This window comes from Pseudomonas sp. PKS (genome assembly GCF_051913525.1).
In the GTDB taxonomy this organism is placed as follows: Bacteria; Pseudomonadota; Gammaproteobacteria; order Pseudomonadales; family Pseudomonadaceae; genus Aquipseudomonas; species Aquipseudomonas guariconensis_D.
Map to the genome: position 1 here is coordinate 116,697 of NZ_JBEGDO010000001.1, position 16,328 is coordinate 133,024.

General features: G+C 63.0%; 15 protein-coding genes. 10 read left to right on the forward strand and 5 right to left on the reverse strand.

Annotation, left to right across the window (positions count from 1 at the left end; translation table 11 throughout):
• Positions 1-1,017 (forward strand): ATP-binding protein, encoded by a 1,017-nt coding sequence (locus tag ABOA88_RS00555; protein WP_367850736.1) that lies wholly within the window; start codon positions 1-3, stop codon positions 1,015-1,017.
• A gap of 101 nt (positions 1,018-1,118) precedes the next feature.
• Entirely contained in the window at positions 1,119-1,685 is a 567-nt protein-coding gene (locus ABOA88_RS00560; RefSeq protein ID WP_328326199.1) for a vWA domain-containing protein, read from the forward strand.
• A gap of 114 nt (positions 1,686-1,799) precedes the next feature.
• Here ABOA88_RS00560 and ABOA88_RS00565 read toward each other — a convergent pair whose 3' ends face one another.
• A complete protein-coding gene (locus tag ABOA88_RS00565) occupies positions 1,800-2,066 on the reverse strand; it encodes a hypothetical protein (RefSeq protein WP_043212394.1) in 267 nt (88 codons plus the stop codon).
• Between the two features lie 334 nt (positions 2,067-2,400).
• Here ABOA88_RS00565 and ABOA88_RS00570 point away from each other — a divergent pair, with 334 nt between their 5' ends.
• Positions 2,401-3,726 (forward strand): sigma-54 dependent transcriptional regulator, encoded by a 1,326-nt coding sequence (locus ABOA88_RS00570; protein ID WP_196168221.1) that lies wholly within the window; start codon positions 2,401-2,403, stop codon positions 3,724-3,726.
• Between the two features lie 4 nt (positions 3,727-3,730).
• Here the strand turns inward: ABOA88_RS00570 and mrdA are convergent, their stop codons facing one another.
• Positions 3,731-5,623, reverse strand: coding sequence for a penicillin-binding protein 2 (gene mrdA, locus ABOA88_RS00575; RefSeq protein ID WP_367850737.1), 1,893 nt, complete (start codon positions 5,621-5,623; stop codon positions 3,731-3,733).
• A 343-nt stretch (positions 5,624-5,966) separates the two neighbouring features.
• Here mrdA and ABOA88_RS00580 point away from each other — a divergent pair, with 343 nt between their 5' ends.
• The 3 genes from ABOA88_RS00580 to ABOA88_RS00590 all read left to right on the forward strand — a co-directional run bounded on the left by ABOA88_RS00580 (position 5,967) and on the right by ABOA88_RS00590 (position 8,390).
• Positions 5,967-6,440: a cysteine hydrolase family protein gene (locus ABOA88_RS00580; protein WP_196168223.1), complete on the forward strand. Its 474-nt coding sequence runs from the start codon at positions 5,967-5,969 to the stop codon at positions 6,438-6,440.
• 204 nt (positions 6,441-6,644) lie between these two features.
• Entirely contained in the window at positions 6,645-7,079 is a 435-nt protein-coding gene (locus tag ABOA88_RS00585; protein ID WP_367850738.1) for a MerR family transcriptional regulator, read from the forward strand.
• Positions 7,080-7,163: 84 nt separating this feature from the next.
• Positions 7,164-8,390 (forward strand): NADH:flavin oxidoreductase/NADH oxidase family protein, encoded by a 1,227-nt coding sequence (locus ABOA88_RS00590; RefSeq protein ID WP_367850739.1) that lies wholly within the window; start codon positions 7,164-7,166, stop codon positions 8,388-8,390.
• 41 nt (positions 8,391-8,431) lie between these two features.
• Here ABOA88_RS00590 and ABOA88_RS00595 read toward each other — a convergent pair whose 3' ends face one another.
• The 3 genes from ABOA88_RS00595 to ABOA88_RS00605 all read right to left on the reverse strand — a co-directional run bounded on the left by ABOA88_RS00595 (position 8,432) and on the right by ABOA88_RS00605 (position 10,163).
• Positions 8,432-8,683: a MoaD/ThiS family protein gene (locus ABOA88_RS00595; RefSeq protein WP_367850740.1), complete on the reverse strand. Its 252-nt coding sequence runs from the start codon at positions 8,681-8,683 to the stop codon at positions 8,432-8,434.
• Complete coding sequence (moaC, locus tag ABOA88_RS00600; RefSeq protein ID WP_367850741.1) at positions 8,680-9,183, reverse strand: cyclic pyranopterin monophosphate synthase MoaC; 504 nt, start codon at positions 9,181-9,183, stop codon at positions 8,680-8,682. Before moaC ends, ABOA88_RS00595 begins: the two co-directional genes overlap by 4 nt.
• Positions 9,184-9,248: 65 nt before the next feature.
• On the reverse strand, positions 9,249-10,163 hold the full coding sequence (locus tag ABOA88_RS00605; protein WP_196168228.1) for a LysR family transcriptional regulator: 915 nt from the start codon (positions 10,161-10,163) through the stop codon (positions 9,249-9,251).
• 297 nt (positions 10,164-10,460) lie between these two features.
• On the opposite strand from ABOA88_RS00605, the gene moaB reads away from it, so the two are divergent.
• The 4 genes from moaB to cydB all read left to right on the forward strand — a co-directional run bounded on the left by moaB (position 10,461) and on the right by cydB (position 16,240).
• Positions 10,461-11,000: a molybdenum cofactor biosynthesis protein B gene (gene moaB, locus ABOA88_RS00610; protein ID WP_196168229.1), complete on the forward strand. Its 540-nt coding sequence runs from the start codon at positions 10,461-10,463 to the stop codon at positions 10,998-11,000.
• A 427-nt stretch (positions 11,001-11,427) separates the two neighbouring features.
• On the forward strand, positions 11,428-13,752 hold the full coding sequence (locus ABOA88_RS00615) for an FdhF/YdeP family oxidoreductase (RefSeq protein WP_196168230.1): 2,325 nt from the start codon (positions 11,428-11,430) through the stop codon (positions 13,750-13,752).
• 64 nt (positions 13,753-13,816) lie between these two features.
• Entirely contained in the window at positions 13,817-15,208 is a 1,392-nt protein-coding gene (locus tag ABOA88_RS00620; protein WP_196168231.1) for a cytochrome ubiquinol oxidase subunit I, read from the forward strand.
• A 15-nt stretch (positions 15,209-15,223) separates the two neighbouring features.
• Complete coding sequence (gene cydB, locus ABOA88_RS00625) at positions 15,224-16,240, forward strand: cytochrome d ubiquinol oxidase subunit II (protein ID WP_367850742.1); 1,017 nt, start codon at positions 15,224-15,226, stop codon at positions 16,238-16,240.
• Positions 16,241-16,328 lie beyond the last annotated feature (88 nt).

The window sequence follows — 16,328 nt, forward strand, 5'->3', positions numbered from 1 at the left end:
ATGAGCGAACCCGTGCAATTCCCCCTGGCGGCCGTGGTCGGCGCCGACGACCTCAAGCTGGCCCTGTGCCTGACCGCCATCGACCCCAAAATCGGTGGTGTGTTGATCGAAGGCCCGCGCGGCATGGCCAAAAGCACCTTGGCGCGCGGCTTGGCCGACCTGCTGGGTACGCCTGGGCAGACGCCACCCTTCGTGACCCTGCCACTGGGCGCCACCGAGGAGCGCCTGGTCGGCACCCTCGATCTGGATGCCGCGCTGGGGCAGGGCAAGGCGCAGTTTTCGCCCGGCGTACTGGCCCAGGCCCATGGTGGCGTGCTTTATGTGGATGAAGTCAACCTGCTGCCCGATCCGCTGGTGGACCTGCTGCTGGATGTGGCCGCCAGTGGCACCAATCGCATCGAGCGCGACGGTATTTCCCATCGCCACGATGCCCGATTCGTCCTGATCGGCACCATGAATCCGGAAGAAGGCGAACTGCGCCCGCAATTGCTCGACCGTTTCGGCCTCAATGTGCTGCTCGAAGGTCTCCCGCCACCGCAGGCGCGGCAGCAGATCATTCGTCGGCGACTGGCCTTCGACAGCGATCCTCAGGCGTTCTACGCCCAATGGGCGCAGGCCCAGGCAGACTTGCGCGAACGCTGCCAGGCCGCACGCCAGCGCCTGGACAGCATCCCGCTGGACGATCGCGCCCTGGCCTGGATCACCGAGGGCTGTTTCAGCGCTGGAGTCGATGGCATGCGCGCCGACCTGGTCTGGTTGCGGGCCGCCCGTGCCCATGCCGCCTGGCGTGGCGGCGATGCGATAGAAGAAGCTGACGTACAGGCTGTGGCGGAGTTCGCCCTGCGCCATCGACGCCGAGAGACACCCCCGACCAGCGCATCCTCCACCCCACCACCGCCTCAAACCCAAGCACATTCCGACGCCCAAGGCGGGCAGGGTGATTGGGGCGCATTGCCCCCACAAACCGTCGCCACCGGGGCGCGGCGCGAGGTGCCGAACTGGGCAAAAAAGCCCTGAGCATCCGCAAGCCCGCCGCCCTGGCGGCGGATGCCAAGCCCCAGCCGGGCACCTTGAGCGGTACGCCTCGTGGTCGTGCACGCGCGGGTGGTGCTGCGCGCGTGGCCTGGCTTGCGACATTGCTCAAAGGGCGGCCACGGCATCGCCATGACCTGTGCTGGCAGCAGCGCCAGGCCCAAGCGCCGGAGTTGTGGCTGGTGATCGTTGACGCTTCGGCTTCGACCCGGCGCCAGCAGGCGCTGGCACACGCCAAGGGGCTGCTGGCCGAGCTGTTCGATCAGGCCTATCGCCTACGGGCCCGCCTGGCCCTGCTCACCGCCAGTGGCGGCGCGCCGCGTTGGCAGCGCCATGGGCTCAAGGCATCGGCCGCCCTGCAACCCTGGTTGCAGGCGCTCGGGGCGGGGGGCGGTACGCCGTTGATCGCGGCCCTTGAAGAGGCGCGGCACTGGTTGCAGGCGCGGGCCAAGCGTTACCCCCATGAAACACAGCGCTGCCTGGTGCTGACCGATGGTCGTCTGCAACGCTGGAATGCACTGCGACCCATGCCGTGCGCGACGGTGTTGGTGGACATGGAGCTGGCAGCGGTGCGCCTGGGGCGTGCGCGGCAACTGGCCGAACAGCTGCAAGCCGAATATCGGCATATCCAGCAGTTCAGGGAGTTGAATTGATAAACGTTGAAAGTCGCAATTGCGACGATATGTCGCAATGACAAAAGTTGCCGGAAGGGCAAAAGGAAAGTTGCACAAGTGCGTGACTTGGCACGCACTTGCAGGGCGCCGATATTATTTCGGCATCGACCAGGGTTGCAGGTCGTAACCTTTTTCGCAAAGTTCGGCACGCACTTCCTCGATCAAGCTGGCCCATTGCGCAGGGTCGGAATAGATACGCGAGGATACTTGCTTGCTGCCGATACGCGTGTTGGTCCGGTCGATCACTGCCAGGCTCAGCTCACCAGTACCGTTGGGTGCATCCCAGGCTACGCACTGGAAAGGTTCGAAGGCGTGGTCGGCGATCAGCAGTGCTTCGTTGACACGGAGCGGGGCGTTCATGGTTCGGTCTCTCTATGGTCCCAAACAGCGAAAAGATGTCCGCGTTGCTTCATGTTCAAGGAGGCGCAGCGCGGGGTTATTCGTACTGATGCTTCCAGTCAGGGGTGAAGTCACACGGAGGGCAAATTTTTTTTTCAAGTCGGCAAAAGTATTACCGCAACCTGTGCCGGCTGTGACGCTGGAAACTTTGAAAGATTCCCGCATGCCCCATCGCCGAACGCAATTGGCGGACAAACGGTACTGGGCCAACTCAGGTTCATTGCTACTGTTAATTCGGACGTTGCAACTTACTGTTTCTACATGAAAAACCAACTCTTGGCGTCAAGGAACAGTCATGCTCGAACCGACCACCCAACGCCGTCTGCTGATCGTCGACCCCTGCGACGATTGCCACCGTCTACTACCGGGCTTGCGCAGCGTTGGCTGGGCAGTGCATAGCTGTTCGCTTACCTCGGCGCTGGAGCATCCGTGCGATGTTGGCTTGCTGCGCTTGCAGGCCACGCATCTGCGTCATCCCGAGGCCGTCAAGGACCTGATCGCCCGCAGCAATACCGAATGGATCGCCGTGCTCAGCCCCGAGCAGCTACGCATGCAGAACGTCGGTGACTTCGTCTGCGAGTGGTTCTTCGATTTCCACACGTTGCCGTTCGACGTGTCGCGCGTTCAGGTCACGCTCGGGCGCGCCTTCGGCATGGCCCGTTTGCGCGGCAAGGGCCCCGTCCGAGTGGATGAACCGGCCCACGAACTGTTGGGCGAAAGCCGGCCGATCCGCGAACTGCGCAAGTTGCTGGGCAAGCTGGCACCCACCGAGTCGCCGGTGCTGATCCGCGGCGAGAGCGGCACCGGTAAGGAGTTGGTGGCGCGTACTCTGCACCGGCAGTCCCAGCGCTGCGACAAACCGTTCGTCGCCATCAACTGCGGCGCGATCCCCGAGCACCTGATCCAGTCCGAGCTGTTCGGCCATGAAAAGGGTGCGTTCACCGGCGCCCATCAGCGCAAGGTGGGGCGTATCGAGGCCGCCAACGGCGGGACGTTGTTCCTCGACGAAATTGGCGATCTGCCCTTGGAATTGCAGGCCAACCTGTTGCGCTTTCTGCAGGAAAAACACATCGAGCGGGTCGGCGGCGACCAACCGATCCCGGTGGATGTGCGCGTCCTGGCTGCTACCCACGTGGATTTGGAAAAGGCCATCGTGCAGGGGCGCTTTCGCGAGGACCTCTATTACCGGCTCAACGTCCTGCAAGTGATCACCGCCCCCCTGCGTGACCGCCACGGCGACTTGTCGATGCTCGCCAGCCATTTTGCGCATTTCTACAGTTTGGAGACCGGACGCCGGCCCCGCTCGTTCAGCGACCGCGCCCTGGCGGCCATGGGCCGGCACGACTGGCCGGGGAATGTGCGGGAGCTGGCCAACCGGGTGCGTCGCGGCCTGGTGCTGGCCGAGGGCCGGCAGATCGAGGCGCAGGACCTAGGGCTGCAGATGATCGAGCAGGACGAGCAGCTACTGGGCACCTTGGAAGACTACAAGCACCGGGCCGAGCGCCAGGCGCTTTCGGATGTGCTCGATCGGCACAGCGACAATATGAGTGTCGCGGCCAAGGTACTGGGGATTTCCAGGCCTACGTTCTACCGCTTGCTGCACAAGCATCAGATCCGCTGACGCCTCAGGCGTGGGGCACCACGGGCTGGCCCGTACTCCCAGCGTATTGCGCCTTCAGATGTCCTTGGTCGTCGAGCAGCCAGGCGTCCATGACTTCGCGTACCACAGGCCCTGCCACCCGGCCACCGGCTTCGCCGTTCTCGATCATCACCGCCACCACGATACTGGGGTGCTCGGCCGGCGCGAAACCGACGAACAGGGCATTGTCCCGGTGCCGTTCGAGGGTCTTGTCGCGGTTGTAACGCTCGCCCTGACGGATCGCCACCACCTGCGCAGTGCCGCTCTTGCCCGCGATGCGGTACTGGGCCCCGGCCGCTGCGGCGCGGGCGATGCCGCGTGGATCGTGCATGACCATCTGCATGCCGATATTGACCTGATCCCAGGCGTGCTTGTCATGCAGCACGATGTCCGCCATCGGGTGCGGGTCCACGGGCGCCTGGCCTCCCACGCTCAGCGCCAGGTGCGGACGATGCCACACGCCTTTGCTGGCCAGCAGGCTGGTGGCCTGTGCCAGTTGCAGTGGGGTGACCTGCATGTAGCCCTGGCCGATCCCGAGAATCAAGGTCTCGCCAGGGAACCAGGCCTGGCGGCGTGTGGCGCGCTTCCAGGCCGGGGAGGGCATCAGGCCCGGTGCCTCCTCGAACATGTCCAGGGAGACCTTCTGGCCCAGCCCGAATTCGGCCATGTAGTCATGCAGACGCTCGATGCCCAGCTTGTGTGCTAGGTCGTAAAAGTAAGTGTCGTTGGAACGCATGATCGCGCTGTACATGTCCACCCAGCCATCGCCGCTGTGGTTCCAGTTGCGGTACTTGTGGTCGTAGTTGGGCAGCGTGTAGTAACCCGGGTCGAAGACGCGGCTGGCGGGGGTGATCACGCCACTGTCCAGGCCGGCGATGGCCACTTCGGGCTTGACCGTCGAGCCAGGCGCGTACAGACCGCGCAGCACACGGTTGAACAATGGCCGGTCGATCGAGTCGCGCAGGGCGGCGTACTGCTTGAAGCTGATGCCCTTGACGAACAGGTTGGGGTCGAACGCCGGATTGCTCACCATCGCCAGGACATCGCCCGTGGCCGGGTCCAGCGCCACCACTGCGCCCCGACGCTCGCCCAGCGCTTTTTCGGCAGCTTGCTGCAGATGGGCGTCCAGGGTCAGGACCAGGTCCTTGCCCGGTATCGGATCCTGGTGGCGCAGCACCCGCATGACCCGGCCCTGGGCGTTGGTCTCGACTTCTTCATAGCCCACATGGCCATGGAGCTGGTCTTCGTAGAAGCGCTCAATGCCGGTCTTGCCGATTGACTGGGTGCCTCGGTACTCGGTGTTGTCGAGGGTCTTGGCTTCTTTTTCGTTGATACGCCCGACATAACCCACCGAATGGGCGAAGTGCTCGCCCAGCGGGTACTCACGGATGAACTGCGCCTCCACGTCCAGGCCCGGCAGGCGGAACTGATTGACCGCGATCAGCGCGATCTGCTCTTCGGACAGGCCGAACATCAGCGTCACCGGCTCGAACGGCTTGCGGCCCCGCCGCAGGTCCTTGTCGAATTGCTTGCGCTCGTCCTCGCCCAGGCCCAGCACCTGGGCCAGGGTATCGAGCACCTGGGTGCTGTCGCCTGCGCGCTCGCGGGTCATGGTGAGGTTGAAGCTGGGTTTGTTGTCGGCCAGCACCACGCCGTTGCGGTCGTAGATCAACCCGCGCTCAGGCGGGATGGGCAGCACGTGCACGCGGTTGTTTTCAGACACTGCAGTCTGCTGGTCGTGTTGCAGCACCTGCAACACATAGAGCCGGCCCACCAGCACCACCACCAGGCTCATCACCAGCGCCGCACAGGCCAGCAGCCTGCGATTGACCAGGTGTTTTTCCTTTTCGTGGTCCTTCAAGGGAATCGGTTGGGGCATCGGAAGCTCTGGTGATCAGGAGAGGGTTGCGCCGAGGGCCGGCGATGCTACGCAAGGGGGGAAGCACGCTCAAGGCGCCCTCGGGCAGCGAGCCGCTGCGAAACCGCTGATCTGCCCGGTGCCAGGCGCCTGCGCGGAACATGAAGATTCGTTCACATGACCAGTGGCGGCCCCTGCGAAGGCGTTTGGCCCCTGCACAGCGGCGACTGGAAGAAGTCGTTACCCTCGTCGGTAAACCTGAGCTGAAGGGGGGGCGAGGAAGTTGGCGATGGACTGCAAGGCAGCCCCCGAGCGCTATCGGGCGATATACTCGGCGCTTTTCACATCGCGCTAGGAAATGCCCATGGAGCAGGTGCTGCTCATCGTCGACGTCCAGTCCACCTTCAACCCGCCGGAATGGCTCATCGACCGCATCCGACATTTGTCAGCGAAGATTCCCACTGTCGCGTCCATTGAGCTGCATGACGAGCAGGTCACGCCGTTTCACCGCCAGCTCGGCTGGCACCCGGCGGCCGAAGACGAGAACCTGATCGAGGCCGATGAAGTCTTCATCAAGCATGGTTATGGGCAAACGCCCGCAACGATCGAATACCTCAAGCGCCTGGGCGTCGACCGGGTCCTGGTCTGTGGCCTGCAGACGGAAACCTGCGTGCTGGCTGCGGGCTTCGCGCTGTTCGACGCAGGGCTGGCCCCGACGCTGATCACCGACTTGACCGTAGGCTCGACCCTGGACCGGTCCGGCCAACTGGGCATCGACCTGTGGAAGCACCACTTCGGCCAGGTGACTACCGCAGCTGAGGTCATTGCAGGTCTCTAGGCTCTGTACGAAATGTATCCGCACCCGCCCATACTGCGTTGAAAGGCATGCTCATGCACGCCAGTACACTGCGCTTGCTCGCCCCGTTTCGCCTTGTCTGGCCTTCGCGGGAACACATTTCATACAGACCCTAAGGTCCGCCTGGCCCATGAGCCGCCTCAGGGTTAAAGTGAGCTTCAAGGTCAATTCACTACAAGGTGCTGCATGAAAATTGGCGAATTGGCGAAGCTCACCGGCCTGGCACCATCGCGCATTCGTTTCTACGAGGCGAGCGGATTGATCCATGCCGTTGAGCGCAAGGCCAACGGTTACCGTGACTACGACGCTGACGCCGTCTGGGTGCTGGAGATGATCACCAGCGCCCAGGCAGCGGGTTTTACCTTGGAGCAGATCCGCCATCTGATGCCCGTCAACGCCAACGTCTGGCGCCATGATGAACTGCTCGATGGGCTCAAGCGCAAGGTCGAGGAGATCGAGGTGCTGCAGCAACAGTTGGCGCGCAACAAGGCGCAACTGCTGCTGGTGATCGATGGCATCCAGGGCAAGCCCGAAGGCATGGCATGCGCGGACAACACACAGCGCGTACTCAACCAATTGCGTGAAGACATGGCCGCCAGCAAAACTGGCATCGACAGGTAATCGACTACCGTAATCGATCTGGGTATTGACCTTAAAGTTGGCTTTAAGGATATCGTCGCTGGCACCGTCCAATGAGGTGCCGCCATGAACGCTTTCACCCCCCTCGTACTGCCTAACGGCTCCACCCTCGCAAACCGCATTGCCAAGGCGGCCATGGAAGAAAACATGGCCGACGCCGACCACGCGCCATCTGCTCGATTGATGCGCCTTTACCAGGCGTGGGCGGAGGGTGGCGCAGGCCTGCTCATCAGCGGCAACGTGATGGTCGACTCCCGCGCCATGACAGGTCCGGGGGGAGTCGTTCTGGAAGATGACCTGCACCTGGAGCGGTTCCGGGAGTGGGCGCGCATCGGACAGGCGCAGGGCGCGCAGTTCTGGCTGCAGATCAACCACCCCGGTCGGCAGATGCCGGCCAACCTCGGTCAGGCGACCTGGGCGCCTTCGGCCGTGGCGCTGGAGCTGGGCACGATGTCCCGGCATTTCAGCAAGCCCCAGGCCATGACGACGCAGGTCATCGAGGACATCATCCGGCGTTTTGCCCGAAGCGCGCAGTTGGCAGAGCAGGCGGGCTTTACCGGCGTGCAGATCCATGCCGCCCATGGCTACCTGCTCAGCCAGTTCCTTTCGCCGTTGACCAACCAGCGCACTGACCAATGGGGCGGCGCCCTCAAGAACCGCGCGCGCCTGTTGCTGGAGATCGTCAAGGCTGTGCGGGCGGCGGTGTCGCCAGGCTTTGCCGTCGCGGTAAAGCTCAACTCGGCTGACTTCCAGCGCGGCGGCTTCAGTGCCGACGATGCCAAGGCGGTCGTGGGCCTGCTCAACCCACTGGGCATCGATCTTGTCGAGCTTTCCGGCGGCAGCTATGAAGCGCCAGCCATGCAAGGCCAGGCGCGGGATGGCAGCACATTGGCGCGGGAGGCCTATTTTTTGGAGTTCGCCCGCGAGATTCGCGAAGTGGCGACCGTGCCGGTCATGGTGACCGGCGGTATCCGCCGATTGCCGGTTGTAGAACAGGTGATCGACAGTGGCGTCGACCTGGTCGGCATCGGCACGGCGCTGGCGATCGATCCTGCCTTGGCGCGTGATTGGCAGGCGGGGCAGCTCAGCGCCCCGCAACTGCCGGCGATCACCTGGAAGAACAAAGCGCTCGCCTCGCTGGCCAACATGGCGGTGGTCAAGTACCAGTTGAACAAGCTTGCCCGGGGCAAGGCGCCTGATCCTGCGGTGGCGCCAGGTTGGGCGTTGATCGTGCAGCAACTGGCCAATGCCCTGCGCGCTCGCCAATACCGGCGCAGGATGGCGAGCCGGTGAGTGTGCGCAGCCGGCTGCATGGCGGCATGGGCGTCCCCGCACTAGCCCCCGGTGACCGGCGGGAAGAACGCCACATCGTCGCCATCGTGCAACGGCTCATCCAGGTCACAGAGCTCCTCGTTGCGTGCGCACATCAGGCCTGCATGGCCCAGCGTCGTCGCCCAGGGTTCACCGCGCTCGGACAGCAGGTCCCGCAGATCGCGCAGGCTGGTCAGCGCAGGTGTCCAATGCAGCGATTCGCTGTCAATGCCCAACTGCTCCCGGAAGCGTGCGAAGTACTGAAGCTGGATCACGGCAGTTCCTCCAGACGATAGGTACCGGAACGTCCGCCGGATTTCCTGGGCAGGCGCACCCAATCGATCTGCATGCTGCGATCGACGGCCTTGCACATGTCATAAAGGGTCAGCGCCGCGACACTCGCCGCGGTCAGGGCCTCCATCTCCACGCCGGTTACACCCTTGAGGCTGCAGGTGGCGATGATGCGCACCGAGTCCGGGTTGACCGCCTTGATCTCCACGCTGACCGCCGTCAACAGCAACGGATGGCACAGCGGGATCAGCTCATGGGTACGCTTGGCTGCCATGATGCCGGCGATGCGCGACACTGCGAACACATCGCCCTTGGGGTGACCTGCGGTGACGATCAGGTTGAGGGTTTCAGGCTTCATCCGCACCCAGGCTTCGGCAGTGGCCTGTCGGTGCGTTTCGGACTTGTCGGTGACATCGACCATCTGGGCGTTGCCGCGCGTGTCCAGGTGGGTCAACGAGGAAGGCGAGTCGACGGTGGGTGTCATTGGGGCTCCGGGGCATCGTGTCATGCCGGCTGAGGGCAGGCTCGAGGGCGCTGTCTGTCGGGTGGTCAGGCTTTCTGGCCAATGGCCGGTGGCGGGCTCGGCGTGAGCAAGGCCCGGGCGTGGGCGAAGCATTTTTCCGCCAGCGCCGAGCGTGGCTCGTTGCGGCGCAGCAGCAGGCCAACCGGTGCATGGATGTTGGCGCTGGCGATGGGGATGATGCGGATATGTTCACTCAGCTCCTCCAGCCCATCGTCGAGCGGCATGATGGCGCAGCACAGCCCGGCGCAGACGGCCTGTATCAACTGGTAGGTCGAATCGCTTTCAAGCACGGGGGTGGGATGTAGGCCGCGGCTGCGCAAGCTCAAATCCAGCGATTGGCGGTAGTGCATGCCTTGGGAGAGCAAGCCCAGCGGCAGCCCGGCGAGCGTTTCCCAAGGCAGTTCGGGCCCGTCGAAGCGAAAGTGCCGGGTGTCGTACAGCAAGCCCATGCGGGTGGCGCCTAGTTCGATGATCTCGAAATAGCTGCTGTTGACCCGATCGAGGTAGCAGATGCCCAGGTCAAGCTGGTTACGGCTCAGGCCATCGATGACCTGTTCGGAGCTGAGCGAGGACAGCTGTACGGTGAGTTCGGTGTACTGCGCGAGCAGTGGCTTGAGCAACTGCATGGCATTGAAGCTCGACAGCGGCACCATGCCAATGCGCAGGCTGCCGACGATCTGCCCACGGCAATTGGCGGCTTCGGTCTGCAGGCCGTCATAGGCGGCTAACAGGGTGCGCGTCCAGGCCAGAATCCGTTCGCCGGCCTCGGTAAACCCTTCGAATCGCTGGCTACGGGTCACCAGCACCAAGCCCAACTCGTCCTCCAGGTTGCGCAGGCGCATCGAGAGGGTCGGCTGGGTAATATGGCACAGCGCGGCGGCCTGGCCAAAGTGCCGGGTCTGGTCCAGCGCAATCAGAAATTTAAGTTGTTTGATATCCATCGCTCGCCCTGCAAACACATGAGTCGTATCGGAGGTGTATTGCCTTGAACCGATCGTTTACATGTTGACGCTGGCAGTCAGTGTATTGAAACGGGTCGAAACCCTGTGGCGGCGAAAAGTAAAGTGAAAGAACTAGAGTGTCCAATGGGAATTTACGAACACCTGATAGATCCTGCTGATCAACGGACGATGATAGGTGATATCGATAATGCGGTATGAATTATTGATTGGACGAACAGGGCAGGGCGCTCTAGTTTCTCGCGAATGACGGCCCCCTGTTTATTTAGAGTGTTCACGATGAGTTCAAAACCCATTGCGCAATTCATTCCCCTGAACGTTGCCGTGTTGACGGTCAGCGATACCCGGACTTTCGAAACCGACACCTCGGGCGAGTTGTTGGCCACCCGCGCGGTGGAAATGGGGCATCGTCTGGTGGCTCGAGCCTTGCTCAAGGACGATCTCTATCGGATACGAGCCCAGGTCGCGGGCTGGATCGCTGACGATCAGGTGCAGGTGGTATTGATCACCGGCGGCACCGGCTTCACCGGGCGTGACAGCACCCCGGAGGCGGTGGCCTGCCTGCTGGACAAGCACATCGAAGGCTTTGGCGAGCTGTTCAGGGCCCTGTCGATCCTGGATATCGGCACCTCGACGGTGCAGAGCCGCGCGTTGGCAGGGCTGGCCAACGGCACGCTGGTATGTTGCCTGCCGGGCTCCACCGGGGCCTGCCGCACGGCCTGGGAGGGCATTTTGGTGGAGCAGCTGGATTCGCGGCATCGGCCGTGCAATTTCGTGCCGCACCTCAAGGCCATCGAGCGCTGCGGCTCGCGGCAGTGAACTCGAGCCTGCAGGGGCGGATTACCCGCGAAACGGGCAATTCGGTGTATGGCACCGGCTGCGCCGGTGTTCGCGGCGGTTCAACGCCTCGATAAACCCGCTTGCACAGGTGGCGAATGGGCCCGCAATTACACCTGAATTAATGGGGCTCCTCAACTGGGGTAACTATTTCGGGTGTGTGATTGTTTTTTATTAATACTTGATCAATAGCGTCGATCACGCCCTGAACGTTCGCGGGGATAAAGACCTGGCGGCAGTGATAGATAAACCTGATCATGTCGTCATTACTTTTGATTTGACGGAGGGTGGCGGCAAAAATAGTCTGCCGCTGTCAAAGTTTGAAGTGTGTTGTTCAACTTCTGTACGTAAGTTGAACGTGAGCGCTTCAATTCGATCTCCCGCCGAGTATCAATCAAAGGGTACCCCGATGAGCGAAGAAGAACATATCAGAAGTTACAACGGCCCGGCCGCCGGGTGGGGCGCGCTCAAGAGCGTGACCAAAGCCTGGCTGGGCAGCGAGAATGCCTTCAAGAACCTGCGCATGATGCTCAAGACCAACCAGAACAGCGGTTTCGACTGCCCCGGTTGTGCCTGGGGCGAGTCGCCGGAAAGCGACATGGTCAAGTTCTGTGAGAACGGCGCCAAGGCGGTCAACTGGGAAGCCACCGGGCGTTCGGTGGATCCGGCGTTCTTCGCCAAGTACAGCGTCAGCGCCCTGGCCGAGCAGAGCGACTATTGGCTTGAGTACCAGGGCCGACTGACCCACCCCATGCGTTACGACGCGGCCACCGACCATTACGTGGAAACCTCCTGGGACGACGCCTTCGCGCTCATCGCACAGCACCTGCAGGCGCTCGAGTCGCCCAATCAGGCCGAGTTCTATACCTCAGGGCGGGCCAGCAACGAGGCGGCGTACCTGTACCAGCTGTTCGTGCGGGCCTTCGGTACCAACAACTTCCCGGATTGCTCGAACATGTGCCACGAAGCCAGTGGCGTGGGCATGGGCGAATCCCTCGGTGTGGGCAAGGGCACCGTGGTATTCAACGACTTGGAAGAAGCTGACGCGATCTTCGTCATCGGGCAGAACCCCGGCACCAACCACCCGCGCATGCTCGAACCACTGCGCGAGGCGGTCAAGCGTGGTGCCCAGGTGATCTGCTTCAATCCCCTCAAGGAGCGTGGCCTGGAGCGTTTCCAGCATCCGCAGCATCCGTTCGAAATGCTCAGCAACGGCTCGGAGCCGACCAATACCGCGTACTTCCGCCCGGCGTTGGGCGGCGACATGGCGGCCATGCGTGGCATCGCCAAGTTCCTGCTGCAGTGGGAACGCGAGGCCCAGGGCAAAGGCGAGCCGGCGGTGTTCGACCACGCCTTCATCAAGGCGCACACCTCGGGTGTGGACGCCTACCTGGCAGTCCTGGATGCCACGTCCTGGGAACATATCGTCGAGCAGTCCGGCCTGAGCCTGGCCGAGATCGAGCTGGCCGCGCGCATGTACCGCAAGGCCGAGCGGGTGATCATGTGCTGGGCCATGGGCGTGACCCAGCACCGCCACTCGGTCCCGACCGTGCAGGAGATCATCAACCTGCAACTGCTGCGCGGCAACGTCGGCAAGCCCGGCGCGGGCCTCTCGCCGGTGCGCGGTCACAGCAACGTGCAGGGTGACCGCACCATGGGTATCGACGAACAGCCGCCGGCGCGACTGCTCGATGCGCTGCAGTGGCGCTTCCAGTTCGAGGTGCCGCGTGAGCATGGGCACAACGCGGTACTCGCCATCAAGGCCATGGAAGAGAAACGTGCCAAGGTGTTCATCGCCTTGGGCGGTAACTTCGCCCAAGCCACGCCAGACACTCCGCGTACCCACGCGGCGCTGCGCAATTGCGAACTGACGGTGCACATCGCCACCAAGCTCAACCGCTCGCACCTGGTGACTGGCCGCGATGCACTGATCCTGCCGTGCCTGGGCCGCACCGAGATCGACCTGCAGGCCGAAGGCCCGCAAGGCATCACGGTCGAGGACACCTTCAGCATGGTGCACATCTCCCACGGCCAGCTCAAACCCCGCTCGCCGCACCTGCGCTCGGAGCCGGCAATCATTGCCGGCATGGCCAAGGCGACCCTGGGCAATCATCCGATCGATTGGGAATGGGTGATTGGTGACTATGCCCGCATCCGCGACCTGATCGCCGACACCATTGCGGGCTTCCAAGATTTCAATGCCCGGCTGCAGCAACCGGGCGGTTTCCATCTGGGCAACGCGGCGGCCGAGCGCGAATGGAACACCGCCACCGGCAAGGCCCAGTTCACGCCCAGCGAGCTGCCGGTGCACCTGGTCAACGAGACCGTGCTCGAACGCGGCGAGCGGCCCGATCTGATTCTGCAGACCCTGCGTTCGCACGATCAGTACAACACCACCCTGTACGGCCTGGACGACCGCTACCGGGGCGTGTTCGGCCTGCGCGAGGTGGTGTTCGTCAACGAGGCTGACATTCGCCGCCTGGGCTTTGAGCCCGGCGAGCATGTGGACATGGTGTCGCTCTGGGAAGACGGCCGTGAGCGGCGTGTATCGGGCTTTCAGTTGGTGCCCTACGACCTGCCTGAAGGCCAGGCCGCAGCGTACTACCCGGAAACCAACCCGCTGGTGCCCCTGGAAAGCTACGGCGACCGGACCTACACGCCGACGTCGAAATTCGTCGCCATCAGGCTGGAAAAGGCACGGCCGGACAACCTGATCCACACCGTTGCCGAATAACCCTCACGTTCCCCTGTGCACAGGCCCTGGTCGGTAACGGTCGGCGGCCTGCAAGGATATTGTCATGTCGAATCTAGGTGCGTTGGACCTGGCGCGGATTCAGTTCGCCTTCACGGTCTCGTTTCACATCATCTTTCCCGCCATCACCATTGGCCTGGCAAGCTTTCTGGCGGTGCTCGAAGGCTGCTGGCTGAAGACCAGCAACGCGGTCTACAAGGACCTTTATCACTTCTGGTCGAAGATCTTCGCCGTCAACTTCGGCATGGGCGTGGTCTCGGGCCTGGTCATGGCCTACGAGTTCGGCACCAACTGGGCGCGCTTTTCCGACTTCGCCGGCAGTGTGACCGGGCCGTTGCTCACCTACGAGGTGCTGACGGCGTTCTTCCTGGAAGCGGGCTTCCTGGGTGTGATGTTGTTCGGCTGGGACCGGGTAGGGCGCAAGCTGCACTTCTTCGCCACCATCATGGTGGCCATCGGCACGCTCATCTCGATGTTCTGGATTCTCTCGTCCAACAGCTGGATGCAGACACCGCAAGGTATCGAGATCATCGATGGCCGTGTCGTGCCGATGGACTGGTTCAAGATCGTCTTCAACCCGTCGTTCCCGTACCGCCTGGCGCACATGGCGTTGGCCGCATTCCTCTCGACTGCGCTGTTCGTGGGTGCCTCGGCCGCCTGGCACCTGCTGCGTGGCCGCGATACGCCACAGGTGCGCAAGATGCTGTCGATGGCCATGTGGATGATCCTGGTGGCCACGCCTGTGCAGGTCGTGGTGGGCGATGCCCACGGGCTCAATACCTTGGAACATCAGCCGGCCAAGATCGCAGCCATCGAAGGTCACTGGGAAAACATCCCGGGCGAGGCCTCGCCACTGGTGTTGTTCGGCCTGCCGGACATGGACGCCGAAAGGACCCGCTACAGCCTGGAGGTGCCTTACCTGGGCAGCCTGATCCTGACCCACAGCCTGGACAAGCAGATTCCGGCGCTCAAGAGCTTTGCCAAAGAGGACCGACCCAACTCCACGATCATCTTCTGGAGCTTTCGGGTCATGGCTGGACTGGGCATGTTGATGCTGGCCTGTGCGCTGCTGGCACTGGTGTTGCGCCGAGGCGGCGCCCTGTACCGCAACCGACTCTTCCTGTGGTTCGCCTTGCTCATGGGGCCTTCCGGCCTGATCGCCTTGCTCGCCGGGTGGTTCACCACCGAGGTCGGCCGTCAGCCGTGGGTGGTCTACGGCATGTTGCGCACCACGCAGGCGGCGTCCAATCACAGCGCTACCCAGATGAGCATCACCCTGGCGCTGTTCGTCCTGATCTACTTCTCGGTGTTCACGGTGGGTATCGGCTACATGATGCGTCTGGTACGCAAAGGGCCGAAAGCACATGAGGGGCACGTATCGCCTGAGCAACCGGGCCAACTTGCGACAGCGCGTCGTCCGCTGTCGGTAGCGGATTGATAGGGGAGCGCAAGCATGGCAATTCAAGGTATCGACTTGTCCGTCATCTGGGGCGTGATCATCGCCTTCGGCCTGATGATGTACGTGATCATGGACGGCTTCGACCTAGGCCTGGGGATCCTGTTTCCCCTGATCAGCGACTCCAGCGAGCGCGATGTGATGATGAACACCGTCGCGCCGGTCTGGGATGGCAATGAAACCTGGGCGGTGCTGGGGGCCGCGGCGCTGTATGGCGCATTCCCGCTGGCGTACTCGGTGATTCTCGAGGCGCTGTACCTGCCGCTGGTGCTGGTACTGGCCGGGCTGATCTTCCGCGGCGTCGCGTTCGAGTTCCGCTTCAAGGCGCACCCGCGTAAGCGCCACCTCTGGGACAAGGCGTTCATCGGCGGCTCGGTGCTGGCCACGTTCTTCCAGGGCGTTGCCATCGGCACCTATATTTCGGGTATCCCCGTGGAGAACCGCCAGTTCGCCGGCAGCGCGCTGGACTGGCTGGCGCCGTTCCCGCTGTTCTGCGGCGTGGGTTTGATCCTGGCCTACGCGTTGCTGGGTAGCACCTGGCTGCTGATCAAGACCGACGGCATGCTGGAGTCGCGCATGCGTCATTACAGCCGTCCGCTGCTGTACCTGCTGGCGATGGTGATCGTGGTGATCTGTGCCTGGACGGCCTGGCTGCACGCCGACATTGCCCAGCGCTGGTTCGCCGGCAGCCACTGGATCCGCTCTGCACTGATTGCCGGATTGGCCGTGGTGGCGGTGGTGGTGATCCAGAAGACCCTGCGCAAGCGCCATTCGCACTTGCCGTTCATGGGCGTGGTGGCCTTGGTGTTCCTCGGCTACCTGGGGCTTGCGATCAGCATCTGGCCGAACATCGTGCCGCCGTCGATCAACCTCTGGCAGGCCGCCGCGCCGTTGACAAGCCAGCTGTTTGCCTTGATGGGCGCGCTGTTCATCATTCCGATCATCCTGGCCTACACGTTCTGGAGCTACCACGTGTTCCGCGGCAAGGTCAAAGCGGGGGATGCCTATCACTGAGTTCCCCCGGGACGGGCTGGACGCCTCCCGCCTTAGAGCCAAATTACTGCGCCTCTCCAGTGGAGCAGGCGCGTGCCCTTGGCGATCT